General features: G+C 71.6%; 22 protein-coding genes. 10 read left to right on the top strand and 12 right to left on the bottom strand.

Annotated elements, in window-relative coordinates; translation table 11 throughout:
- Window positions 1-378: 378 nt before the first annotated feature.
- Complete coding sequence (locus OG595_RS17835; protein WP_329273301.1) at window positions 379-1,314, bottom strand: cyclase family protein; 936 nt, start codon at window positions 1,312-1,314, stop codon at window positions 379-381.
- A gap of 106 nt (window positions 1,315-1,420) precedes the next feature.
- Here OG595_RS17835 and OG595_RS17830 point away from each other — a divergent pair, with 106 nt between their 5' ends.
- The 4 genes from OG595_RS17830 to OG595_RS17815 all read left to right on the top strand — a co-directional run bounded on the left by OG595_RS17830 (window position 1,421) and on the right by OG595_RS17815 (window position 6,270).
- On the top strand, window positions 1,421-2,341 hold the full coding sequence (locus OG595_RS17830; protein WP_329273299.1) for an SDR family NAD(P)-dependent oxidoreductase: 921 nt from the start codon (window positions 1,421-1,423) through the stop codon (window positions 2,339-2,341).
- 106 nt (window positions 2,342-2,447) lie between these two features.
- Entirely contained in the window at window positions 2,448-3,599 is a 1,152-nt protein-coding gene (locus OG595_RS17825) for an acyl-CoA dehydrogenase family protein (RefSeq protein ID WP_329273296.1), read from the top strand.
- Complete coding sequence (locus OG595_RS17820) at window positions 3,599-4,648, top strand: Zn-dependent alcohol dehydrogenase (RefSeq protein ID WP_329273293.1); 1,050 nt, start codon at window positions 3,599-3,601, stop codon at window positions 4,646-4,648. The genes OG595_RS17825 and OG595_RS17820 overlap by 1 nt, the downstream gene beginning before the upstream one ends.
- Before the next feature lie 191 nt (window positions 4,649-4,839).
- Window positions 4,840-6,270, top strand: coding sequence for an MFS transporter (locus OG595_RS17815; protein WP_329273290.1), 1,431 nt, complete (start codon window positions 4,840-4,842; stop codon window positions 6,268-6,270).
- Here the strand turns inward: OG595_RS17815 and OG595_RS17810 are convergent.
- Window positions 6,157-7,224, bottom strand: a complete 1,068-nt coding sequence (locus OG595_RS17810; RefSeq protein ID WP_329273287.1) for a GlxA family transcriptional regulator — start codon at window positions 7,222-7,224, stop codon at window positions 6,157-6,159. The genes OG595_RS17815 and OG595_RS17810 overlap by 114 nt on opposite strands.
- A 149-nt stretch (window positions 7,225-7,373) precedes the next feature.
- On the opposite strand from OG595_RS17810, the gene OG595_RS17805 reads away from it, so the two are divergent.
- Entirely contained in the window at window positions 7,374-8,690 is a 1,317-nt protein-coding gene (locus tag OG595_RS17805; RefSeq protein ID WP_329282975.1) for an MFS transporter, read from the top strand.
- A 31-nt stretch (window positions 8,691-8,721) separates the two neighbouring features.
- Here OG595_RS17805 and OG595_RS17800 read toward each other — a convergent pair whose 3' ends face one another.
- The 6 genes from OG595_RS17800 to OG595_RS17775 all read right to left on the bottom strand — a co-directional run bounded on the left by OG595_RS17800 (window position 8,722) and on the right by OG595_RS17775 (window position 15,747).
- Window positions 8,722-9,516: an LppX_LprAFG lipoprotein gene (locus OG595_RS17800; protein ID WP_329273284.1), complete on the bottom strand. Its 795-nt coding sequence runs from the start codon at window positions 9,514-9,516 to the stop codon at window positions 8,722-8,724.
- Window positions 9,517-9,626: 110 nt separating this feature from the next.
- Window positions 9,627-10,379 carry a nucleotidyltransferase domain-containing protein gene (locus OG595_RS17795; protein WP_329273281.1) on the bottom strand — a complete coding sequence of 251 codons (753 nt, stop codon included), beginning with the start codon at window positions 10,377-10,379 and terminating at the stop codon, window positions 9,627-9,629.
- A 77-nt stretch (window positions 10,380-10,456) separates the two neighbouring features.
- Window positions 10,457-11,110 (bottom strand): flavin reductase family protein, encoded by a 654-nt coding sequence (locus tag OG595_RS17790; protein ID WP_329273279.1) that lies wholly within the window; start codon window positions 11,108-11,110, stop codon window positions 10,457-10,459.
- Between the two features lie 50 nt (window positions 11,111-11,160).
- Window positions 11,161-11,994, bottom strand: coding sequence for an enoyl-CoA hydratase/isomerase family protein (locus OG595_RS17785; RefSeq protein ID WP_329273276.1), 834 nt, complete (start codon window positions 11,992-11,994; stop codon window positions 11,161-11,163).
- 64 nt (window positions 11,995-12,058) lie between these two features.
- Window positions 12,059-14,332 (bottom strand): acetate--CoA ligase family protein, encoded by a 2,274-nt coding sequence (locus OG595_RS17780; RefSeq protein ID WP_329273274.1) that lies wholly within the window; start codon window positions 14,330-14,332, stop codon window positions 12,059-12,061.
- A 239-nt stretch (window positions 14,333-14,571) separates the two neighbouring features.
- Window positions 14,572-15,747: a flavin-containing monooxygenase gene (locus OG595_RS17775; RefSeq protein WP_329273271.1), complete on the bottom strand. Its 1,176-nt coding sequence runs from the start codon at window positions 15,745-15,747 to the stop codon at window positions 14,572-14,574.
- Window positions 15,748-15,935: 188 nt separating this feature from the next.
- Between OG595_RS17775 and OG595_RS17770 the strand changes: the two genes are divergently transcribed.
- From OG595_RS17770 to OG595_RS17760, 3 genes are read left to right on the top strand one after another with little or no spacing between them, the layout of a single operon-like run.
- On the top strand, window positions 15,936-16,394 hold the full coding sequence (locus OG595_RS17770) for a Zn-ribbon domain-containing OB-fold protein (protein WP_329273268.1): 459 nt from the start codon (window positions 15,936-15,938) through the stop codon (window positions 16,392-16,394).
- Window positions 16,394-17,056, top strand: coding sequence for a GNAT family N-acetyltransferase (locus OG595_RS17765; protein WP_329273265.1), 663 nt, complete (start codon window positions 16,394-16,396; stop codon window positions 17,054-17,056). The genes OG595_RS17770 and OG595_RS17765 overlap by 1 nt, the downstream gene beginning before the upstream one ends.
- Before the next feature lie 3 nt (window positions 17,057-17,059).
- Window positions 17,060-17,983 (top strand): GNAT family N-acetyltransferase, encoded by a 924-nt coding sequence (locus tag OG595_RS17760; RefSeq protein WP_329273262.1) that lies wholly within the window; start codon window positions 17,060-17,062, stop codon window positions 17,981-17,983.
- On the opposite strand, the gene OG595_RS17755 is transcribed toward OG595_RS17760, so the two are convergent.
- Window positions 17,961-18,665, bottom strand: coding sequence for a pyridoxine/pyridoxamine 5'-phosphate oxidase (locus tag OG595_RS17755; RefSeq protein ID WP_329273259.1), 705 nt, complete (start codon window positions 18,663-18,665; stop codon window positions 17,961-17,963). The genes OG595_RS17760 and OG595_RS17755 overlap by 23 nt on opposite strands.
- Window positions 18,666-18,754: 89 nt before the next feature.
- On the bottom strand, window positions 18,755-20,983 hold the full coding sequence (katG, locus tag OG595_RS17750) for a catalase/peroxidase HPI (RefSeq protein ID WP_329273257.1): 2,229 nt from the start codon (window positions 20,981-20,983) through the stop codon (window positions 18,755-18,757).
- Window positions 20,984-21,307: 324 nt separating this feature from the next.
- Between katG and OG595_RS17745 the strand changes: the two genes are divergently transcribed.
- A complete protein-coding gene (locus OG595_RS17745) occupies window positions 21,308-21,718 on the top strand; it encodes a Fur family transcriptional regulator (RefSeq protein ID WP_319095389.1) in 411 nt (136 codons plus the stop codon).
- Between the two features lie 146 nt (window positions 21,719-21,864).
- Here OG595_RS17745 and OG595_RS17740 read toward each other — a convergent pair whose 3' ends face one another.
- The gene (locus tag OG595_RS17740; RefSeq protein ID WP_329273255.1) at window positions 21,865-22,437 is read right to left on the bottom strand and encodes a TetR/AcrR family transcriptional regulator; all 573 of its coding nucleotides are present in this window, start codon (window positions 22,435-22,437) and stop codon (window positions 21,865-21,867) included.
- 133 nt (window positions 22,438-22,570) lie between these two features.
- Between OG595_RS17740 and OG595_RS17735 the strand changes: the two genes are divergently transcribed.
- Complete coding sequence (locus OG595_RS17735; RefSeq protein ID WP_329273253.1) at window positions 22,571-23,092, top strand: isochorismatase family protein; 522 nt, start codon at window positions 22,571-22,573, stop codon at window positions 23,090-23,092.
- Between the two features lie 28 nt (window positions 23,093-23,120).
- Here OG595_RS17735 and OG595_RS17730 read toward each other — a convergent pair whose 3' ends face one another.
- The gene (locus tag OG595_RS17730; protein WP_329273250.1) at window positions 23,121-24,290 is read right to left on the bottom strand and encodes a thiolase C-terminal domain-containing protein; all 1,170 of its coding nucleotides are present in this window, start codon (window positions 24,288-24,290) and stop codon (window positions 23,121-23,123) included.
- Between the last annotated feature and the right edge of the window lie 135 nt (window positions 24,291-24,425).

The following is a 24,425-nucleotide window of genomic DNA, read 5'->3' as shown; positions in this document are numbered from 1 at the left end:
GGACACCCTGCCGGCGCGCGGATTCCGGTGCGGCGCTCGGCGGGGCACGGTGGCAGAAATGTCCGGGTTCATGGGTCGGACGCGGGGCGGTGCGCCGGGGTGTGCCCCTGTGCGCGGTTGTCACAAAAAGGGCGTAAGCGATAAATCCTCGAACAGCTGTTGACGTGACGTGACCGCGTGAACACGCTTGTGTGCAGCGCGATCCGCCGTGAGGGGACGGCGAGGGTTCGGTGACGGGGGCCCTCGGCGAGTGCGGATCGTGATTCGGCGTCAGCCCCCTCGGGGCCACAGGGGGGCGGGGCGGGAACGCCGAAGGCGGGTGGCGGCGCGCGATGCCGTACTTGGGGTGGGCAATGGCGCGCCGCCGGCCGGCAGGGGTCAGAGGATCGCCACGGGGGCCACGGGACCACCCGTGGCCCCCGTGAACGGCTCCGGCGTCGCCGACAGCAGGAACTCGTACCGGCCCTCTTGTCCACAGGCTGTGGACAACTTTTCGAGATTCCAGTTCTGGCCCTGCGGCATCCCCATCTCCACCAGGTCGAGCGCGTGTACGGGCATCCATAGATCATTCGATTCAGGTGGAAATATCTCAAAGGTGAGCGTGTCGTTCGCGACGGCCGCCACATCCCGCGCGTGGAACCACTCCGGCGTACGGACCGACAGCCCGGGCGAGGGATACATGTACCCGTGCTTGTCGCCCGCCAGGTACACCTGGATCTGCCCGGTCCGTACGAGCACGATGTCACCGGCACGCACGCGTGTGCCCGCCAGTTCCTCCGCCGCGTCCAGGTCCTCCGGGGTCACCGCGTGCCCCCCGTCGAGCCGGTCGACGCCCCGCGCGCGGGCCACGTCCAGCAGCACCCCGCGCGAGACGATGTGCCGGGCCTTGTCGATGCCGGTGAACTCGGCGCCGCCGTGGGCCGTGATCGTGTCCGCCGGACGCCCGTTGTAGAGCTTCCCGGAGTGGGAGGCGTGAGCGAGGGCGTCCCAGTGGGTCGCGCACTGGAGTCCCATGGTCACGATGTCGTCGCTGGTCGCGACGGTTCCGCCGCCCGGCGGTCCGAACAGTTCCTGGTTGATCTGGACCATGGAGTGCACGGGGTTCACCCGGCCCGGAATCGCTCCCGTCTGGACGCCGTCCTGCTCCAGCGGGAGGGCGAGGGGGACGCGGTGCCCGGTGCGGACGGTCGCGGCGGCCTCGCGCACGACGGCGTCGGTGATGAGGTTGAGGGTGCCGATCTCGTCGTCCGCCCCCCAACGCCCCCAGTTGTTCACGCGTTTGGCGATGGCGTGGAACTCGGCCGGCAATGACATGAGTCCGGTCCTTCCTGGAGTCCGGTCGCTCCCGGGGCTTGCCTCCGGATATCCGACGGGTCATAAAATCTAACGGTCCGTCAGAAACCGCGGGAAGGGGCCGGACATGGGGAACTTCTTGGCAGGCAAGGTGGTCGCCGTGACGGGTGCCGGCCGGGGGATCGGCCGGGCGGTGGCACTGGGCGCGGCAGCCGAGGGAGCGCGCGTCGTCGTCAACGACTACGGGGTCTCCATCGACGGCGGCTCGCCGACGAGCGAGATCGCCGACGGCATCGTCAAGGAGATCGAGGCGGCGGGCGGCGACGCGGTCGCGGTGGCCGACGACGTGTCCACCATGGCCGGCGGCCAGCGGGTCGTGGACGTGGCGCTGTCCTCGTACGGGCGCCTGGACGGTGTCGTGTGCGTCGCCGGGATCCTGCGCGAGCGGATGCTGTTCAACATGTCCGAGGAGGAGTGGGACCCGGTCGTCGCCACTCATCTGAAGGGCACGTTCACCGTGTTCCGGGCGGCTTCGGCGGTGATGCGGAAGCAGCGGGCCGGGACGCTGATCGGCTTCACCAGCGGAAACCACCAGGGGTCGGTGTCGCAGGCCAACTACAGCGCGGCGAAGGGCGGGATCATCTCGCTCGTACGGAGTGCCGCGCTGGGCCTCCACAAGTACGGGGTGACCGCCAACGCGGTGGCGCCGGTCGCGCGTACGCGGATGTCGGCGAACGTGCCCATGGAACTGGCGGAGATCGGCGAACCGGAGGACGTGGCGGCCCTGGTCGTGTACCTGCTGTCCGACCGGGCGAAGGAGCAGCGGATCACCGGGCAGGTGTACACGGTCGCGGGGCCGAAGATCGCGGTGTGGGCGCAGCCGAGGGAGTTGCGGGCGGCGTATGCGTCTGCCTCCGGCGGGTGGACACCGGAGACGATCGCGGAGTTCCTGCCGGGGTCGGTGGGGGTGGACCCGATGCCGATGCTTTTGCAGTTGGAGCGGATGGAGGAGGCGGCGCGGGGTGGGGCGCGGCCGAACGCCCAGTAACTCGGGAGTGCGGGTTGGCTGGCGGGTGCGGGTTCGTTGTGGTTGATCGCGCAGTTCCCCGCGCCCCTAGGGCGTCGGTCGCGTCCTGTGTTGAGAGGAGAGCCCTGTGGAGTTTGGATTCGGCGTCGGGGATGAGGAGTTTCGGGCGGAAGTTCGGGCCTGGCTTGGTGCGCATGTCGATGGGGATCTTGATCGGCGCGGATGGGAGCGGATTCTCGGGAAGGCCGGGTGGATCGGGCTTTCCTGGGGGGAGACCGGGTTCGGGAACCGGGCCGCCAGTCTTACCCAACAGGTCGTCTGGGCCGAGGAGTACGCCCGGTCGGGGGCGCCTGCGCGGTCCGGGCACATCGGGGAGAATCTTCTCGCCCCGACGCTTCTCGCGCACGGTACCGATGAACAGCGGGCCCGGTTCCTGCCGCCGGTCGCGGCGGGCGAGGAACTCTGGTGCCAGGGATACAGCGAGCCCGGCGCGGGCTCGGACCTGGCAGGGGTGAGCACGAAGGCCGAGCGGGCCGCCGACGGGACGTACCGGATCACCGGGCAGAAGATCTGGACGTCCCTCGCCCACGAGGCGGACTGGTGCTTCGTGCTCGCCCGGACGGAAGCGGGGTCCGTCCGTCATCACGGGCTCAGTTTTCTGCTCGTTCCGATGGACCAGCCGGGGCGGATCGAGGTCCGGCCGATCCGGCAGCTGACCGGGACCAGCGAATTCAACGAGGTCTTCTTCGACGGGGCACACGCACGCGCGGAGCACCTCGTCGGGGCCGAGGGCGCCGGCTGGGGCGTCGCGATGAGCCTGCTCGGGTTCGAGCGGGGGGTTTCCACACTCGCCCAACAGATCGGGTTCGCCCGGGAGTTGGAGCGAGTGGTGCGGGCGGCCGTCGACAGCGGTGCGGTGGCCGATCCCGTCGTACGGGAGCGACTCGTGCGGCAGTGGGCCGAGTTGCGGGTGATGCGCTGGAACGCCCTGCGCACACTGGGCAGTTCGGGGGACGCCGGGGCGCCAAGCGTGGCGAAACTGCTGTGGGGCGGGTGGCACCAGCGGCTGGGAGAGCTGGCGATGCTCGTGCGGGGCGCGGCGGCCGGGGTCGGCCCGGTGGAGTGGTCGGCCGCCGCGCCGTACGAACTCGACGCCGCGCAGCACCTGTTCATGTTCTCCCGGGCCGACACGATCTACGGCGGCTCCGACCAGATCCAGCGCACGATCATCGCCGAGCGCGTGCTCGGTCTGCCCAGGGAGCCCAAGGGAGTCGTCTGATGCGCGGTGTGCTGTTCGACGGTAAGCAGATCCAGGTCGTCGACGACCTGGAGGTGAGGGAGCCGGGAGCCGGAGAGGTGCTGGTCGCGATCTCGGCGGCGGGCCTGTGCCACAGCGACCTGTCGGTGGTGGACGGGACCATCCCCTTCCCCGTCCCCGTCGTGCTCGGCCATGAGGGCGCGGGCGTGGTGGAGGCCGTCGGGGCCGGTGTCACGCATGTCGCGCCCGGGGACCATGTGGCCCTGTCGACGCTCGCGAACTGCGGGGCGTGCGCGGAGTGCGACCGGGGGCGGCCGACCATGTGCCGGCAGTCGATCGGGCGGCCGGGGCGGCCCTTCACGCGGGGCGGCCGGCCGGTGTTCCAGTTCGCGTCCAACTCCGCCTTCGCGGAACGCACGGTGGTGAAGGCCGTGCAGGCGGTACGCATCCCGAAGGACATCCCGATGCCGTCGGCCGCGCTCATCGGGTGCGGGGTGCTGACCGGCGTGGGTGCCGTGCTCAACCGGGCCCGGGTGGACCGCGGGGACAGCGTCGTGGTGATCGGCACGGGCGGGGTCGGGCTGAACGTCCTCCAGGGCGCGCGGATCGCGGGCGCCTCGCGGATCGTCGCCGTGGACGCCAACCCGGCGAAGGAGGCGATGGCCCGGCGGTTCGGCGCGACCCACTTCCTGACCTCGACGGAGGGCGTACGGGACGTGCTGCCGACGGGCGCGGACCATGTCTTCGAGTGCGTCGGCCGGGTCGAACTCATCCGGCAGGCCGTCGACCTGCTCGACCGGCACGGCCAGGCGGTCCTGCTCGGCGTCCCCTCGGCCACGGCCGAGGCGTCCTTCGTCGTCTCGTCGATGTTCCTGGACAAGTCGATCCTCGGCTGCCGCTACGGCTCCTCCCGCCCCCAGCGGGACATCCCGCTCTACGCCGACCTGTACCGCGAAGGGCGGCTGCTGCTCGACGAGTTGGTGACGGAGACGTACCCCGTCGAGGACTTCGAGAAGGCGGTCGGGGACGCGGAGGCGGGGCGGGTGGCCCGGGGGGTGCTGACCTTCTGATCCGAGGGGTGCCGGCCTCCCGGCTCGGGAAGAGGCACTGGCTCAGGGAAAGGCCATGGCCTGCGGGAAGGCCATGGGCTTGAGGGAAGAGGCTCCGGTTCGGGCGCTTTGAGTGTGCGCATGCCAGGAGTTGTCCACAGGCGCCGGAAAACACCTGGGGCATTGTCGGTGCCGACCTCTACCTTCGGCCCATGAGCTATCGCGACGTCGCCTCGAAGCAGGTCCTCATCTGGGCCTGTACCTCCGTGGGCGCCCGCATGCCCGTGGCCATGACACCGCTGGCCCTGGTGTTCCTGGTGCGCGAACGCCCCGGAGGCTATGCGCTGGGCGCGGTCCTCGCCGCGGTCTATGTGATCGGCGAGATCATCGGCGCCCCGGTCCTCGGCATGCGGCTGCGTCCCGAACACGCCCGCCCCCAGCTGGCCACGGGCCTCGCGGCCGGATGCGCCGGATTCGTGGGCCTCGGGGCGCTTCCCGAGGCGCATTTCGTGGTCCTCGCCGCGTTCGCGTTCCTGGCCGGGGCCGCCCCGGCAGCGTCGGCCGGCAGCCTGCGCGCGCTGCTCACCGACCTGGTCCCGGAACGCGCCGTGACGCAGGCACTGTCCACCGAGTCCATACTCGTGTCCGGCATCTGGGCCGTCTCGCCCGCCGCCGTCACCGGCCTGGCCCTCGGCGTCGCGCCGTACGTCCCGCTGCTGCTCGCGGCGGCCCTGATGGCCTCGGCGGTCGCGGGCCTGTGGCTGCTCCCGGCCGGCTGGAAGGCCGACGACCCGGACACCACGAAGGGCGGGGAGCAGCGGGCGGGCCGGTCGCCGATCCGGGTGCTGGCCGGTGCCTGGCCGGTGTTCGTCACGGGTGCGGCGGGTCTCGCGCTGCTCGGTCTGGCCGAACTGGTCCTCCCGGCCCTCCTCGAACAGCGCGGCATCCGTGTCGGCTGGTCCGGCCCGCTGCTGACGGGACTGGCCGTGGGCGGCGGGCTCGGCGCGCTCCTCTATGGACTGCGCGACTGGCCGGGGCTGCCGCGCACCCGCGGTGCCGTGCTGATCTGCGGGATGTCGGCATGCGTGACGCTGGTCGCGCTGATCCCCGACACGGCCGGGATCGCGGCGGCCCTGGTGGTGGGCGGCATGCTCCAGTCGGGCGGGCTCCTCAACCGCAACCTGGCCCTGCGCGACGCCCTCCCACCGAGCATCCTGGCCGCGGGCTACTCCGTCATGTACGCCGCCGCCGGCGCGGGTTACGCCGCCACCGGGTCGCTCGCCGGCGCCCTGCTGCACGTGACGGCACCGTCCAACGCCATCCTGGCCGGTGTGGGCCTGACCCTGGCGCTCACGGCGGTCGGCTGGTGGGGCGAGGTCCGCCGCGCGGGGCGTACGACGCGGGGCGCCGACACGGTCGTTACGACTGGTGCGACTGGTGCGACTGGTGCGACTGGTGCGACTGGTGCGGCAGGTATGGAGGGTGTGGCGGGCACGGCTGGTTCCGGTCGCTCAGCCGGTTCAGCCGGTTCAGCCGGTTCGGTCGGCGGTACGGTCGCTCCCCGCCGTCCCGGCACCCCCGGCGCCCCCGGCCCGGAAGGTGCGGCGATACGAGGTGGGGGTGACACCGAGGGTCGCCTGTAGGTGCTGCCGCATCGACTGGGCCGTGCCGAAGCCCGCGTCGCCGGCCACCTGGTCGACGGACAGGTCGGTGGACTCCAGGAGGTGCCGGGCCCGCTCCACGCGCTGCCGGGTGAGCCACTGGCCGGGGCTGACGCCGACCTCCTCGCGGAACCGGCGCGTGAACGTACGTACCGACATCGACTCCTGCTCGGCCATGTCGCGCAGCTGGAGCGGTTCGTGGAGGCGGCCGAGCGCCCAGGCGCGGGCGGTGGTCGTGGTCGCCAACTGGGGTTCAGGTACCGGGCGTTGGATGTACTGCGCCTGCCCGCCGTCGCGGTGGGGCGGTACGACCGTACGACGGGCCACCTCGTTGGCGACGGCGGTGCCGTGGTCGCGGCGCACCATGTGCAGGCACAGGTCGACCCCGGCCGCGACGCCGGCCGAGGTCAGCACGTCGCCGTCGTCGATGTACAGGACGTCGGCGTCGACCCGGATCTTCGGGAAGAGCCGCTGGAAGTGCTCGGCGTCGGCCCAGTGCGTGGTGGCCGGGCGCCCGTCCAGCAGGCCGGCCGCGGCGAGCACGTACACGCCGGTGCAGATGGAGGCGAGCCGGGTACCGGGCCGGACGTGGGCGAGGGCGGCGGTCAGCTCGTCGGTCAGCACGCCCTCCTCGAAGACCGGGCCGAGTTCGTAGGACGCCGGGACGATCACCGTGTCGGCGGTGGCCAGGGCCTCCGGGCCGTGGGCGACCTGGATGGCGAAGTCGGCGTCGGTCTCGACCGGGCCCGGCGGGCGGACCGAGCAGGTCACGACCTCGTACAGGCGTCGGCGCCGGGCGTCCCTGGGGCGGCCGAAGATGCGGTGCGGGATGCCCAGCTCGAAGGGAAGCACCCCGTCGAGGGCGAGGACGACGACGCGGTGGGGGCGGAAGCCCGGGTCTTCCCGGGTGTCTGTGTCTCGCTGCGACAGGGGCATGGCCCGATCCTAGCGAATGCTGTCCTTCCGGCCACTCGCTCGGAGAGTTCGCAGCTCGGAAGCTTGACAGCGTGACGACGACCTCCAGACAGACACCCGATGCCGCAGCCGATGCCGCCACAGGCGCTGCCGACGCCACCGATGCGGCCATCGGTGCCGCCGACGCCGCTGATGCCCCCGGCCGCCTCCGGAAGCCCGGCCGGGCCTCGCGCCTCCGCGTCCACCGGGCCTGGTTCGTCGCCGCCGTCGCGTTCGTGACGATCATCGGCGCCGCCGCCTTCCGCTCCCTGCCCGGGCTGCTCATTGACCCGCTCCACGACGAATTCGACTGGTCGCGGGGCACGATCGGCGCCGCCGTCTCCATCAACCTCGCGCTGTACGGGCTCACGGCGCCCTTCGCCGCCGCCCTGATGGACCGCTTCGGCATCCGGCGGGTCGTCGCGGTCGCCCTCGCGGTCATCGCGCTCGGCTCCGGCCTGACCGTGTGGATGACGGCGGCCTGGCAACTGATGCTGTGCTGGGGCCTGTTGGTCGGCCTGGGCACCGGTTCGATGGCGCTCGCCTTCGCGGCGACGGTCACCAACCGCTGGTTCACCGAGCGGCGGGGCCTGGTGACGGGCATCCTGACCGCCGCCTCGGCCTCCGGCCAGCTGATCTTCCTGCCCCTGCTGTCGTGGATCATCGAGACGCACGACTGGCGCCCGGCGGCGGTGACGGTGTCCCTGGCGGCCCTGACGGTCATCCCCTTCGTCTGGCTGCTGCTGCGCGACCACCCGGCGGACGTGGGCCTGAAGCCTTACGGCGCGCAGGAGTTCGTACCGAAACCGCCCCCCGTGCAGGGCGCCGCGCGACGGACGGTCAAGGTGCTGCTGTCGGCGGTTCGCACCGGCCCGTTCTGGCTCCTCGCCGGCACCTTCGCGATCTGCGGGGCCTCCACCAACGGCCTGATCCAGACCCACTTCGTGCCCGCCGCCCACGACCACGGCATGCCCATCACGGCCGCCGCCTCACTGCTCGCCGTCATCGGGGTCTTCGACGTGGTCGGCACGATCGCCTCCGGCTGGTTCACCGACCGCTACGACCCGCGCAGGCTGTTGGCCGTCTACTACGCGCTGCGCGGCGTCTCGCTCCTCTTCCTCCCGATGCTGCTCGCGCCCACCGTCCACCCACCGATGATCTTCTTCATCGTCTTCTACGGCCTCGACTGGGTCGCCACGGTCCCGCCCACCGTCGCCCTGTGCCGCGAGCACTACGGCGACGACAGCGCGATCGTCTTCGGCTGGGTCCTCGCCTCCCACCAGGTCGGCGCGGCCCTCGTGGCGTTCCTGGGCGGCCTGGCCCGGGACGTCTTCGGGGCGTACGACGTGGTCTGGTACGCGTCGGGGGCCCTGTGCGCGGCTGCGGCGCTGATGGCGCTGGTGATACGGCGGCGCGGTCCGGCCCGGGTGGTGGCAGCCCCGGCCTGAGGGAGCTGACGACCGCCGGGGCCGTCCCCGCTCAGGCCAGCAGGACGTCCTCGCCCGCCGTCACCGGGACGACCTGCTCGGCCGGCGGAGCCTCGGCCTTCACCGGCGTCCCGAAGTCCGACAGCGTCATCGTCGTCGTGGCCTTCATGCCGCCGTAGTAGGACAGCCGTGCCTGGACGGCGCGCCCTTTCCCGTCGACCCACACATCCGCGAAGACGGGCACGTCGTCGCCCAGTTTCTCGCGCATCGCGTCCAGCCCCTGCTTCGTCTCCGCCGTCATCCGGAGCGTCGCGGTGGCGTGGTCGATCGTGCCCCGGTAGTGCACCGCGGGGGCGCCGTTCACCTGTTCCTCGCCCTCGTTCGTCACCTGCCGCATCGCCTTCGTCTGGCGGAGCAGGTGCTCGGGGTCGTTCAGTGGCGCCCGCAGGAAATAGCGGGTCAGGGCCTCGCTCCGGACGGCCGAGGCCCACTCGCCCTCGTCCACGGTCCGCGAGCCCCGCACATAGACGGTGTCGTCGACGAAGACCTCCTCGACAGGGTCCATGCCGCTGTCCTGAAGCTCCACCGTGAGCCGGCCCCTGTCGCCCCCGAGGTCGAAGGCACCGGCGATCGCGAACACGTACGTCGTGGGGCTGTCGGCGGACCGCAGCTCGATCTTCTCGTCCACGCGGGCACTGTCCGCGCTCGTCCTCGCGATCGCGGAGCGCACGGCCGCCCCGTGATCCACCGCTTCCTCCGCACTCTTCCCCGAGTCACTGTCCGGACCGCCGGAACAGGCAGTGCAGAGCACGAGAGCGGCGGTGAAGAGGAGGTGGGCGCGGCGCATGGGCTCTCCGGGGAATCGTTACTGCGGCAGGGGTGGGGCCCGGCAGGGCCCGTAGATCTTCGCACGTCCCCGTGAGCCGGGACCGCGCGGCAGGTGGGACTCGGCCTCCGTCAACGCCCGGGGGCGGCGGCAGCGGCAGCCGGCTCGACGACGCCGGGCCAGGTGCGGCGATAGCCCTCCCGAAGAGGCCCGCCGACCAGGTCGAGGATCTCCGATGCCGCGTCGATCATACGGACGGGGTCTCCCGACTCGCACAGGTGCAGGTGGCCTTCCAGCAGGGCGGCCCCCCGCTCCGCGTCCGCCTCCAGCAGGCGTCGCGGCAGCCACTTCCCGCGGCCGATCCAGGCGTGGTGGTGGTCGCAGAGCAGGTCGGCGGCTGCGTCGAGCACGACCCCGGCCACTGCCAGACGCTCGATTCGGTCGGCGGCGTCGGTGAGATCGTCCAGTGCGTCCGTCAGCCCGTACCTCCGCGTCTCGACCGTCTCCGGTTCCAGCGCCGGCGGGCCCTTCCGCAGGTTCGCCTCGGCCAGGGCGCGGGCCCGCCCGGCCTCGCCGTCCGTATCGACCAGGACGATCCCGGCGGCGTACATGCTCAGGAGGACGGCACGGCGTGCGGCGACGTCCACCGCGAAGAGCTCCACGAGACCGGCACGGGTGTGGACGAAGAGCTCCACGACACGTCCCTCGAACCGAATCGTCTCCCGGTGGGTCTCGCCACCGTCCTCGATCAGAACCGCGATGTCCAAGTCACTGCCGGCGGTGGCCCGTCCGGCCGCCGTCGACCCGGCGAGGAGCACGGCGAGCGCATCGGGGAAACGGTCATGGGCGAGACGCCGCGCTTGGTCGACGGGATCCGTGTTCATGACGAAATGGTTCCAGGTGCCCTGGTCCACAGCGACCGGTTTTCCACCGGATCGCGCCCGGCGGTGTCATCCCCGGGTCATGGACCGGGGACGTCCCGCTCGCCGACGGGCCGGGTGAACCGCCCACGGTGGAACAGCAGCGGAGTGCCTTCGTCGTCCCCCGCCCCCAGCGCCTCCACCCGGCCTACGACGATCAGGTGGTCGCCTCCCGTGTGTACGGCGTGGATCGTGCAGTCGATCCAGGCGGCGGCGCCCGTGAGGCGCGGGGAGCCCGAGACCGGCGCCGCGTCGTACGCGACGCCCGCGAACTTGTCGGCGCCGCTCCGCGCGAACCCGCGGCACAACTCGCCCTGCCCGTCGCCCAGTACGTTGACGCAGAAGACGCCCGCGCGGGCGATGAGCGGCCACGTCCTCGACGTACGCCCGACCATGAAGACCACCAGGGGCGGGTCGAGGGAGAGAGCGGCGAAGGACTGGCAGGCGAAGCCGGCGGGCGAGGTCTCGCCTTCGGCTGCCGGTGCGGTGACGACGGTGACACCGGTCGCGAAGTTCCCCAGTACGCGCCGGAATTCGGCCGGGGCGACCGGTGCCCGCTCGTCCTCGCCGACGGCCCGTAAGTCCGGCCGGGGCAGCGCCTCGACGGGCCCCGCGACCGTGGGCGCCACCGTCGGTGCCCCGGCAGACCTGAGATACCGGACGGCAGCCGCCGCCATTCCCGCTTGTCCCAACATAGGTTCCATTGGAACTGACGGAGCGTCAGAAGTGAAGCCCCGCAAGGCTGTCAGCTCCCGCCGTAGCGCGGACTCCGCCGTTCCACGAAGCTCGCGACCCCTTCCCTCGCGTCCGCCGTCGTCATGTTGATCTCCTGGGCGGTGGCCTCGGCGGCGAAGGCGGTCGCGCGGTCGGAGTCGAGGGAGGCGTTGACGAGCTGCTTGGTGAGGGCGAGGGCGCGGGTCGGGCCGGTGGCGAGGCGCTCCGCCCATTCGCGGGCCGTCTTGTGGAGGTCCTCGGCCGGGACGACCCGGTTTACCAGGCCCAGGCGTTCGGCGTCCGGGGCGGTCAGCGCGTCGCCGAAGAACATCAGCTCCTTCGCGCGCTGGGGGCCGATCAGGCGGGGGAGGAGGTACGCGCCGCCGCCGTCGGGGACCAGCCCCCGGCGCACGAACACCTCGATGAACCGGGCCTGTTCGGCGGCCAGTACCAGGTCGCAGGCGAGGGCCAGATGGGCGCCGAGGCCGGCCGCCGTACCGTTCACGGCGGCGATGACCGGCTTCTCGCAGTCGAGGACGGCGGAGATCAGGCGCTGGGCGCCGAGCCGGATGACACGGGCCACGTCACCGGCGACCCGCTCTCCGGCGCCCTGCCCGCCTCCTCGCAGATCCGCACCCGTGCAGAAGCCCCGGCCCGTGCCGGTGAGGACGACGGCTCGTACTGCGGGGTCGGCGGAGGCGTCCGAGAAAAGCTGGATGAGGCGTTCTCGCTGGTCAGGTGTGATGGCGTTGAGGGATTCGGGGCGGTTGAGGGTGATCCACGAGACGTGATTGTCAGTGGCGTGCAGTACCAATGACTCAACGGATTTTTCGGGCGTACCGGGTTCTTCGGGGGAGGAAGTCATGGGGGTGCTGCTCCGTTTCCTACGGCGGCCGGTGCTGTGGCGAGTGCTGTGGCCGGTGCTGCGGCTAGAGCGGCGGCTGGCTCAGGACCTGGCCGTGCGGGCCGTCCGGGCCCGGCCCGCACACCGCCAGCGCGTCCAGCGCCACCGCTCCCTGGCCCCTGGGCAGCACCATCAGCGGGTTGATGTCGAGCTCCGCCAGCTCGTCCCCGAGTTCCAGCGCCATGCGCTGCACCCGCAGGACGACCTCGACGAGCGCGTCCAGGTCGGCCGGGGGGCGCCCCCGGACCCCGTCGAGCAGGGCACGCCCGCGCAACTCCGTCAGCATGTCCCGCGCCTGCACCTCACCGAAGGGCGGCACGCGTACGGCGGTGTCCTGGAGCACCTCCACGAGCACGCCCCCGAGCCCCACCGTCACCGTCGGGCCGAACAGGTCGTCGTGCGTGACGCCGACGACCATCTCGACGCCCCGCTCGACCATCTGGCACACGAGTACGCCGTCCAGGTCGACGCCCTCGTAGCGGGCGATGTCGGTCAGCTCGCGATAGGCGTCCCGGACCTGGCTGGCCGAGGTCAGCCCGATCTTCACCAGCCCGAGTTCCGTCTTGTGCGCGATCTGGCCGCCCGACGCCTTCATCACCACCGGGTAACCCACCAGCCCCGCCGCCCGGACGGCCGCCGCCGCGCTGGTCACCAACTGCTCGCGCGGCACGCGGATCCCGTACGCGCGCAGCAGCAGCTTGGCGGCGTGCTCGCTCAGCGCCTCGCCCGGCCGCATCAGCGCCCGCGCCTTGCGGAAACTGGGCGACGGGGTGCGCGGGGCCTCGTCGAAGGGGGAGCGGTAGGAGGCGGTGAACCGGGCGTGGTCGAGGTGGGCGCGCACAGCCGTCACGCAGTTCGCGAACGTGCGGAAGGTCGCCACCCGGGAGGAGCCGAGCAGGGTCTCGCGGTAGGCCGCCTCCGTGCCGACCGGCGAGCCCCAGATCACGCACACCAGCTTGTCCGTCTGCTCGGCCGCGTCCACGAGGTCCTGCGCGAGCTTGTCGCTCATCGGGGGGAAGGGACCGGTGATGGGGCAGACCAGGACGCCCACCGCGGGGTCGGCGAGGATCGCGTCGATGATCTTCCGACCGCGCCAGTCGCCGACGGGATGGCCCCCGCTGTCGATCGGGTTGGCCACGTTCAGGTAGCCGGGTATCCACTCGTGCAGTTCGGCCTGCTTGGCGGCGGACAGCTGAGGCAGGTTCAGCCCGGCCTCGGTGGCCAGGTCCGCGAAGTGCGCGCCCGTGCCGCCCGAGATCGAATAGACGGCGACCCCGTCGGCGAGCGGTCGGCGGGCGCGGGCCAACAGGGCCGAGGTGTCCTGGAGTTGGTCGAGTCCGTCGACGCGGATCACCCCGTACTGCCGCATCGCCGCGTCCACCACCCTGTCGGCGCCGGTCAGTTTGCCGGTGTGGGAGGCGGCGGTGCGGGCGCCGGTCTCGGTGCGGCCCACCTTGACCGCGACGACGGGTACTCCGCGCCGGGCGGCCCGGTCGGCGGCGAGGAGAAAGGAGCGGCCGTCCTTCAGGCCCTCGACGTAGCAGGCGATGGCGCCCACCTCGGGCCGCTCGGAGAAGTAGGAGATGAAGTCGGCGGTCTCCAGATCGGCCTCGTTGCCGGTGGGAGCCCAGTGGGAGAGACGGATGCCGAGTTCCTGGAGGGCGAAGACCGGCCGGCCCTGGTGGCCGGACTGGGTGATCAGGGCGATCGCGGGGCCGTCGAGGTCCTCGCGGAAGTTCTCGAAGGCGTTGAGGTTGGTGTTCGGGCCGAGGAGACGGATGCCGGAGCGGCGCACGGCGGCGGACAGGCGGGCCTGTGCCTCCGCGCCCGCCTCACCCGTCTCCGCGAACCCGGAGGCGAAGGCGACGGCGAACTTCACCTTGGCCTCGGCGAGTTGCTCGATCACGGGAAGGGGGTCGGCGACCAGGAGCACGGCGAGATCGATCTGCTCGGGCAGGTCGGCGACGGAGGGGAAGCAGGGTATGCCGAAGACGGCCTCGCGGGTCGGGTGCACCGGGTGCAGCCGGGCACCGACCCGCTCGGCCCACGCCAGCAACTGCCGGGTGATACCGGTGTTCGGCCGCCCCTCGGCGTCCGAGGCACCGACCACCGCCAGGGACTCGGGCCGGAAGAAGCGGTCGAGATCGGGCACGCCGGCGTACAGTGGTCGGCCGCTGACGTCGAGGTCGTCGACATCGGCGGGCCTGCCGTGCACGACCGGCGAGGGCTGCTCGCCGCAGGCGATGACCCGGGCCCGGCGGGAGTCGGTGGTGAGGGTGCCGTGGGTTGATCCAAGCATCGGTCCGCCCGCTCCTGTGTGACAGCCAATTAACTGACGCAGTGTCAGGTTACTGAACTGACACTCCGTCAGGAACGGGCGTGCGGGGAACTTCTTTGCGGCGACCGCGATCGGCTCGACCGAGCCGGTGGTCAATCCGTAGGCGGCGGAGAGGCGGCAAAGGCCTACCGGAGGCGCACCGGGGACCCACCGGGGACCCGTCGCAGGGGCGTCGGAGGTGCGGGCCGTGCGAGGTCCGCCTACTTCGCGGCGGCGGACTGCTGTCGTGCGACCGCCTTCGCGATGCGTACCGCGTCGATCGCCATTTCCCGGAACATGCCGCTGATGGGGTTGGTGTAGCCCTGAAAGAAGAGCCCTGGCGCGTTTTTCGGGGAACGGGCCCCGTGGACGACCGGCTTGCCGCGGGCGTCGAGTACGTCGAGGTGGCCGACGAGGCCTTCCAGGCCCCGGAGGTATCCGGTGGCGGCGATGACGGCGTCCGGTTCGAGGCGCCCGCCGTCGGCGAGGACGACCTTGCCGTCCTCGAAGCCCTCGACGGCGGCCACGATCTCGACCCGTCCCTTGCGGACGGCGTCGATGAGGCCGACGTCCTGGACGGGGATCGAGCCGGCGGTGACGCGCGAGTACAGCCCGGTGTCGGGGCGGGGCAGCCCGTGCGCCGACAGGTCGGGCACGCTCACCTTGGCCATCGGCCCGGCGAGCCGGTCGACGAGGCGCACCGGCAGCCGTCGTACGAGGATGCCCGTGAACTGGGCCGCCCAGCCGGCCGTGGACCGCCGCACGATGTGCGGGGCGGTGCGCACCGACAGCCGTACCCGTGAGGCCCCGCCCTCCACCAGGTCGACGGCGATCTCGGCGCCGGTGTTGCCGATCCCGACGACGAGGACGTCACGGCCGGCGTAGGGCTCGGGGTTGCGGTACTGGGCGGCGTGCAGCAGCTCGCCGCGGTAGGCGTCGCGCCCGGACCACTCGGGGATCCGGGGTGTGTGGTTGGTCCCGGTGGCGACGACGACGGCGCTGCCGGTCAGCTCGCGCCCGCCGGTGGCGTGCAGCAGCCAGCCGGTGCCGTCGGCGGTCCGCTCGACCCGGGACACCTCGACGCCGGTGACGACCTCCAGCTCGTGGTACTCGGCGTACTTCTCCAGGTACCGGACCACGTCGTCCCGGGCCACCCACCGCCCGAACGAGCGCGGCATCGCCAGCCCCGGCAGCGAGGACAGCCGCCGGGTGGTGTGCAGGTGCAGCCGGTCGTAGTGCCGCCGCCAGGACGACCCGACCCGATCGCCCCGCTCCAGCACGACGGCCCGCACGCCCTGGGCCCGCAGCGCGTACGCGACGGCGAGACCACCGGGTCCGCCGCCGATGACGTACACGGGGTCGGTCGTTGACGGTGACGAAGTCGGTGAGTCGGCCATGTGCCTGAGCGTATGCACCTGCTCACTTGTTGGGTCTCGGGCAAGACCGGAATCGGTTGCGGATTGATCACGGCGGTGGGGGAGGAGGGTGGGGCCGGTGACGCGGGAGGCCTGGTTGTGGGGGCTCGGTGAGGCCATACTGAACTGACGCACCGTCAGGTGACAGCGATCGGCAGGGGGCCGTGGGCATGGGCGTGAGTACGGGCACGGGCGTGGGCGCGGACAGAGGCCGGTTCGACATCCCCGAGGTCGATGCCTTCACACGGCCCTACTGGGACGCGGCGGCCGAGGGGCGGCTGCTCGTACGGCGTTGCGGGGGCTGCGGGCGGGCTCATCACTATCCCCGGGAGTTCTGCCCGTACTGCTGGAGCGAGGACGTGACGTGGGAGACCGCGAGCGGGCTGGCCACGCTCTACACCTGGTCCGTCGTGCACCGTAACGACCTGCCGCCCTTCGGGGAGCGCACGCCGTACGTGGCCGCCGTCGTCGACCTCGACGAGGGGCCCCGGATGATGACCGAGGTGGTGGACGGTGCGGAGGGGGAGCTGGGGGTCGGGATGGGGCTGGAGGTGGCTTTTCGGGAGGGTGTGCCCGTCTTCCGCCCCAGGGGTGGGAGTCGTACAGCCGTACGGGCTTCAATGGGCTGATGGCCCATATCCATGAGCGGTCCCTCACCCACCCCGTCCCCGAGTTTCCCGAGCTGCTCGGCGACGGACTCCGGTTGCGGCAGTGGCGCGCGGACTCGGACACCGACGTCGACGCGTGGCTGCGCGGCCTGACCGACCCGGACTTCCGGCGCTGGAACACCCCGATGAAGCCGGTCACCGACCTCGACAGCGCCCGCGACTCCCTCGGCACCCGCTCCGGCACCGCGGCGGACGGTACCCGGGTGTCCTTCTGCGTCACGGACGTCGTCACCGGCGCGATACTCGGTCACCTGGGCGTCAACGGCATAGACCCCTTCATGCGCGACGCCCACATCGGCTACTGGGTCCTCCCCGAGGCCCGCGGCAGGCGCGTCGCCACCCGCGCCCTCGCCCTCGGCACCCGCTGGGCCTTCGACGTCCTCGGCCTGAACCGTCTGCAACTCGGCCACGCCATCGGCCACGACGCCTCCTGCCGCGTCGCCGAACGCTGCGGCTTCCGGTACGAGGGAACCCTGAGAGGCGCCATGTTCGAGGAACAACGCCAGGACGTCTTCCGGGACGTGCACCTGCACGGACGGATCGCCCAGGACCCCGATCCCGAGCCGGGACCGGAGCCGAAGCCGGAGTCCGACGAGGGGGCGGGGGAGGGCGCGGGAGCATGAGGTATGCCTTCCACAAGTTCCGACCCTGAGGACAAGCACTCCGGACAGTGGCGTCTCATCGCTGACCTCGACGAGTTGCTCCACCGCGCCCGTGGCTTCCTGCACTCCCAACCAGCCCTGCACATCAACCAGTTGAGGAAGATCGTCGAGCTGCGCAGGCACGGACCGCAGGTGCCCGGGCCCAGGCAGCCGGTCTTCGGCGTCCTGGAGCGCGCGGGCGCGGTGACGGCTGCCTTCCTTCGTATGCCGCTCCCCTCCAGGCTGAGCGTCACACCCCTGACCGTGGCGGAGGCCGAGGATCTGGCGGCCTTCCTCGGGAGCCTCGACGAGCCCCTGCCCGGTTTCAGTGCCGTCCACGAGACAGCCGCCGCCTTTGCCGAGGCCTGGCGGCGCCGTACGGGGATCACCGGCACGCCGCACAACCGCCAGCGGCTGTACCGCCTCGCCGCCCTCACCCCGCCCGAGTCGGCCCCTCCCGGCCGTGCCAGGGTCGCGGTCGCCGCCGACCGGAAGCAACTGGCTTGCTGGTACGGGGAGTTCACCGAGGAGGTCGGTATGCCCGCACCCCCGGAGGAGGAAGGCCTCCGCTGGGCCGACGAACGCATCGCGTACGGCGGCATCACCCTCTGGGAGAGTCCCGACGGCACCCCCGTGTCCATGGCCTGTGCCGCCCCGCAGCTGGTCGGCGCGGTCCGGCTCGCGGACGTCTACACCCCGCTCCACCTGCGCGGTCGGGGGTACGCCGGAGCCGTGACCGTGGCGGTGAGCCGGGCCGCTTGTGCGGCGGGCGCGGCGGAGGTGCTGCTCTTCACCGATCCGGCGAACCCGACCAGCAACGCCCTCTACCAGCGACTCGGTTATCGGCCGGTACGGGATTTCACGGCGTACCGGTTCGACGTGACTCCTACGGCCACAGCAGCTGCCTGAGCCAACCCGTTTCCGTGCGGCGGTACTTGAGGCGTACGTGGCGGCGTTGGGCGTTGCCCTGGAAGAACTCGGCCTCGTCCGGGTGGAGTCGGTACAGGGTCCAGGTCGGGGCGGGGGCGTCCGGTTCGCGTTGGGCCCGTTCCCAGGCCTCCTGGGAGGTGCGCTCCAACTCGGCCACCGAGGCCAGTACTTCACTCTGGCGGCCGGTCAGCGCGGCGGCCAGTGCTCCCGTCGAGCGGGCGTGCAGGTCGGCCTGGGCCTCGGGGGAGGGGGCGGACGCGACAGGGCCCCGGAGCCGGATCTGGCGGCCCAGCGCGGGCCAGTAGAAGTGGAGCGCGGCGTAGGGGCGCGCCGCCAGCTGGCGGCCCTTGCCGCTTCCGGAGTGCGAGGCGAAGGACCAGCCGTCGCTGTCCGCGCCGTGCAGCATGACGGTGCGTACGTCGGGCAGGCCGTCGGTGTCCGACGTGGCCAGGGACATGGTGTGGGGCTCGGGCTGCCCGGCGGCCACCGCCTCCGCGAACCAGGTGGTGAAGAGGGGGAGCGGATCGGCGGGGGCCGTGTCCGGGTCGAAGGCCGGGAGCCTGGTGACCTCGGGGGACCACACCCGCAGGGTTCTGAGCAGGGCGTGGAGGTCGGGAAGATCCGGTTCCGGGCGCGCTGAGGACCGTACTGGAGGACGCATGGGGACGAGTATCGACGAAAACGTCCAGGCCGACCCGTACGGGCCGGCCTGGACGTCGTCGTGCGACGAACCTGCGGATCGGACGCGGATCAGACCAGGTCGAAGCGGTCCGCGTTCGAGACCTTGACCCAGGCCTTGACGAAGTCCTTGACGAACTTCTCCTTGGCGTCGTCGCTCGCGTAGACCTCCGCGACCGCGCGCAGCTCGGAGTTGGAGCCGAAGACCAGGTCGGCACGGGTGCCGGTCCACTTGACCTGGCCCGAGGCGTCGCGGCCCTCGAAGGTGTTCTGGTCCTCGGACGTGGCCGTCCACTCCGTACCCAGTTCGAGCAGGTTGACGAAGAAGTCGTTCGTCAGCTTGCCGGGGGTGTCGGTGAAGACGCCGTGCGAGGAGCCCTGGTGGTTCGCGCCGAGGACGCGCAGGCCGCCGACGAGGACGGTCAGCTCGGGGGCGCTCAGGTTGAGCAGGTTCGCCTTGTCCAGGAGCAGGTACTCGGCCGGGAGGCGGTTGCCCTTGCCGAGGTAGTTGCGGAACCCGTCGGCGGTCGGCTCAAGGGCGGCGAAGGACTCGACGTCCGTCTGCTCCTGCGTCGCGTCCACGCGGCCCGGCGTGAAGGGGACCTCGATGTCGAAGCCGGCGTCCTTGGCCGCCTTCTCGACGCCCGCGGCGCCCGCGAGGACGATCACGTCGGCGAGCGAGATCTGCTTGCCGCCGGACTGGGCGGCGTTGAAGGACTCCTGCACGCCCTCCAGGGTGCGCAGCACCGTGGCGAGCTCGTCCGGGCTGTTGACCTCCCACGAGGCCTGCGGCTGGAGGCGGATGCGGGCACCGTTGGCGCCGCCGCGCTTGTCGCTGCCGCGGAAGGAGGACGCGGCGGCCCAGGTGGTGGAGACCAGCTGGGAGACCGTGAGGCCGGTGCCGAGGATCTGCGCCTTGAGGGCGGAGACGTCGGCGGCGTCGACGAGCTCGTGCGTGACCGCGGGCAGCGGGTCCTGCCACAGCAGCGTCTCGGACGGGACCTCGGGGCCGAGGTAGCGGACGACCGGGCCCAGGTCACGGTGGGTCAGCTTGTACCAGGCGCGGGCGAAGGCGTCCGCGAACTGGTCCGGGTTCTCGTAGAAGCGACGGGAGATCTCCGCGTACGCCGGGTCGAACCGGAGCGAGAGGTCGGTCGTCAGCATCATCGGGGGCTTGGACTTCGAGGCGTCGTGGGCGTCCGGGATGGTGCCCGCGCCGGCGCCGTCCTTGGCGACCCACTGCTGGGCGCCGGCCGGGCTGTGGGTCAGCTCGTAGTCGTACTCGAACAGGTTCTTGAAGAACCCGTTGCTCCACTGGGTCGGCGTGCTCGTCCAGGTGACCTCAAGGCCACTGGTGATCGCGTCGCCGCCCTTGCCGGAGCCGTGAGTGCTCTTCCAGCCGAAGCCCTGCTGCTCGATCGGGGCGGCCTCGGGGTCGGGGCCGACCGCGTCCGCCGGGCCGTTGCCGTGGGTCTTGCCGAAGGTGTGGCCACCGGCGATGAGGGCGACGGTCTCCTCGTCGTTCATCGCCATGCGGCGGAACGTCTCGCGGATGTCACGGGCCGCGGCGAGCGGGTCCGGGTTGCCGTTGGGGCCCTCGGGGTTGACGTAGATGAGGCCCATCTGGACGGCGCCGAGGGGCTCCTCCAGCTCGCGGTCGCCGGTGTAGCGCTCGTCGTCGAGCCAGACCTTCTCGGGACCCCAGTACACGTCCTCGTCGGGCTCCCACACGTCCGCACGGCCGCCGCCGAAGCCGAAGGTCTCGAAGCCCATCGACTCCAGGGCCACGTTGCCCGCGAGGATCATGAGGTCGGCCCAGGAGAGGCTCTGGCCGTACTTCTTCTTGACCGGCCACAGCAGACGGCGGGCCTTGTCGAGGTTGCCGTTGTCCGGCCAGCTGTTCAGGGGGGCGAAGCGCTGCTGACCGGCGCCGGCGCCGCCGCGGCCGTCGCTGATGCGGTAGGTGCCCGCGCTGTGCCAGGCCATCCGGATCATGAACGGGCCGTAGTGCCCGAAGTCGGCCGGCCACCAGTCCTTGGAGTCCGTCAGCACCGCGGCGATGTCCTGCTTGACGGCAGGAAGGTCGAGGGTCTGGAACGCGGCGGCGTAGTCGAACTCCTCGCCCAGCGGGTTCGAGACCGCGGGGTTCTTCGCGAGGATCTTCAGGTTCAGCTGCTCGGGCCACCACTGGCGGTTGCCGCCGCCCTGGGTCGGGTGCGGGGCGCGCGTGTGCGCGACCGGGCAGCCACCCGTGCCCTCGGTTTTCGCGTCGGTGACGATCGCGTCATGGTTCTCAGACATGGGAATCCTTCCGGACGGGGCAGATCTCGGTGCTGCTGGTGCTCACGAACTGCGTTCTCAGGAACTGGAGGGGTGGTGAGGGGTGGGGGGACGGTCGGGCGCGTGGGGGAGGTCACACACGCCGTCTCGCCGCTTCTGTCTCCTGCTGCACTGGTGCCGCACTGGAGTCTCTTCCTGTCCCTCGGATCCCTTGGCCATCGCCGTAAGCGATCCTACAATGGACAAGGTCCAAGTCAAGAAGTGTGACAAATCCATATCCTATCGGAACCCGGACGTCCACTGGTAAAATCCGTGTATTCCATCGAACCTGAATAGGTGAACGATATGAGCGACCTGCTGGAGCGACTGCGTGGACGCGGCTGGCGGATGACTTCCCAGCGGCGTGTCGTTGCGGAGGTCCTCGACGGCGAACATGTCCATTACACGGCCGACGAAGTGCACGCCCGCGCGGCCCAGCGGCTGCCGGAGATCTCCCGTGCGACCGTCTACAACACCCTGGGCGAGCTGGTCTCGCTCGGGGAGGTCATAGAAGTCGCCACGGACGGCCGCGCCAAGCGCTACGACCCGAACGCGCACCACCCCCACCACCACCTGATCTGCTCCAACTGCGGCACGATCCGGGACGTCCACCCCACCGGCGACCCCCTGGCGGACCTCCCCGCGGAGGAGCGCTTCGGCTTCACGGTGTCCCAGGTGGAGGTCACCTACCGGGGGCTGTGCGGGGCCTGCGGGTAGCTCCGCCGGCGGGCGGCGACAGGTTGTCGGTTTGCTGCGGGCCCGCTGTGGCCGGTCGCTCCCCCACTCTCGGCTTCGCTCGAGCGGGGGGACCCCCATCGCGGCGGAGCCGCAGATCGACACCGCCCCGTGCCCCTTTGGGGCGCTCAACTCCTCGCCCGTAGTCCGTCGCACAGCACTGCCAGTGCCAGGCGCGGGTTCGCGCCCGCGTTCGCCCGGTGGCGCAGGGCCAGCAGGAGGCCCGACAGGATCGCCATCAGGTCCGCGATGCCGATGTCGGCGCGGACCGTGCCGGCGGACTGGGCGCGGGTCAGCAGCCGGCCGATCACGCGGTGGAGGTCGGCGGAGGTCGCGTCGACCGTGGCCCGGACCTCGGGGCCCGCGTGGGCGATCGCGTCGATCAGGTCGGCCTTCGTCACCGCGTCCGTCACCAGCCGGTCGAGCACCGTGAACAGGGCCGCGCCCGGGTCGTCCGCGTCGCGCAGGGCGTGAGCCTCGGCGAGGAGCGGGTCGAGGCGCTCGTGGACCACCGCCTCGAACAGGCCCTCCTTCGTGGGGAAGTGCCGGTACAGCGTGCCCGGCCCCACGCCCGCCCGGCGCGCGATCTCGTCCAGCGACACCGAAAGTCCCTCGGCGGCGAACGCCTCCCGCGCCACCGTCAGCAGCCGGTCCCGGTTGCGGCGGGCGTCGGCGCGCAGGGGCCGGTTCTCCGTGGCCATCTCCGGGTCTCCCTCGTCGTGAACCATATAAACGGGGCGCTGTCTCCGGTACGGTGGGATCAACCGGGGCGCACTCTCCGATTCTAGCGCCGCGCCCCGGTCTGCCCTGCCCGCGCCCTCAGAGGAGAACCCTGTGGCCACCCCCGACGCCCCCGCCACCCGCACCGCGTTTCTCGCCCTCGACTACGTCACCTACATCGTCGACAACTTCAGCCACGACCCCTCGGTCGCCGAGCGGGCCGCGCACGCGCTCACGGCAGCCCGTACGGCCGGGCTGCCCGTCTTCCACGTCGTCCCGCAGGGCATGCGCGAACAGATCCACCCGCTCCTGGCTCCCGCCGAGGGCGAGACCGTGCTGACCAAGACCAGCTTCAGTGCCTTCGCCACCACGGACCTCCGCGAGCTGCTGGAGGCCGCCGGTGTCGGCCGGCTCGTCGTCGCGGGCGTCGCCACGTCCGGGACGGTGCTGTCCACCACCCGGTGGGCGGTCGACACCGGATTCAAGGTCACCGTCTGCGCCGACGCCTGCGACGACCCCGACCCCGAGGTGAACGCCGTACTGCTCGACGAGTCGGTCGCCCCGAAGAGCTGGATCGGGCTGTGGCGCGTCGCCGACGTCCTGCCGACGGACGAGATCCCCGAACTGCGTGGGTGACGTGAACCGCTGAGGGGCGCCCGAGCGCTCACCCCCGGCCCAGCACCACCGTCCCGGACGAGCAGAACCAGCCCCCGGTGCCGGAGGCCACCCCGAGCTCCGGCGGTCCTCCCGAGGCCGTACGGACCTGCCGCGCACCCCCGTCCCCGCGCAACTGCCTGACCGCCTCCACCAGCAGGAACAGCCCCCGCATTCCCGGGTGCTGGGCCGACAGCCCGCCCCCGTCGGTGTTGACCGGCAGCTCGCCGCCCTCCACACGCAGGCGGCCCTTCGCGGCGTCCACGAACTCCCCGCCCTCGCCCTTCCCGCAGAAGCCGAGGTCCTCCAGCGTCACCAGCGTCATATAGGTGAACGCGTCGTAGATCTCCGCGAAGTCGATCTCCTGCGGCCGAACTCCCGCCCGCTCGAAGGCGATCCGCCCGCTCACCGCCGCCGGGGACACCGTGAAGTCGGCCCACTCCGACATGGTCACGTGCGAGACGTGCTCACCCGTGCCGAGGATCCACACCGGCCGCGTACGGCAGTCCCGCACGTACTCCTCGGCCACCAGCAGCACCGCCGCGCCCCCGTCGGAGCGCAGACAGCAGTGCAGTTTGGTGAAGGGGTCCGCGATCATCGGGCCGTCGAGCACCTCGTCGACGGTGATCGGTGTCCGGAACATCGCCTCCGGGTTCAGTGCCGCGTTGGCTCTCGCCTGCACCGCCACCGACGCCAACTGCTCGATCGTCGTGCCGTATTCGTGCATGTGGCGGCGGGCGGCCATCGCGTACTTCGCGATCAGGGTGTGGCCGTACGGGACCTCGAACTGCAACGGGCCGCGCGCGCCGAAGGAGAGGTTCCCCGTCCGGCGGCCCGCCTTGACGTCCGCGCGCGCTGTCGAGCCGTAGACGAGGAGTACGGCGTTGGCGTGGCCCGCGGCTATCGCGTCGGCCGCGTGCGCCGCCATGACCTCCCAGGTCGAACCGCCGACCGAGGTGGAGTCGACCCACGTGGGGCGCAGGCCCAGGTATTCGGCCACCTCGGCGGGGGCCAGCGTGCCGAGACCCGCGGACGCGAAACCGTCGACCACCTCCCGGCCGAGCCCCGAGTCCGCCAGCGCCCGCCGGGCGGCCTGTGCGTGCAGTGCGTACGGGGTCACGTCGTCCACCCGGCCGCAGTCCGAGAGGGCGACCCCGACGATCGCGACTTTCCGGCTCACCGTCCGGCCTCCCGCCGGCCGCCCGTTCGCCGCCTGCCCGTTCGTCGTCGACTCAGCATGAATCTGACGGTATATCAGCTCGGGCTCTGTGCGGCAGGGTGCGTCCGCCCTAATATGACGAACCGTCAGATCCCG

It is taken from the genome of Streptomyces sp. NBC_01451 (genome assembly GCF_036227485.1).
Classification (GTDB): Bacteria; Actinomycetota; Actinomycetes; order Streptomycetales; family Streptomycetaceae; genus Streptomyces.
This window is presented reverse-complemented; position numbering and strand designations above follow the sequence as displayed.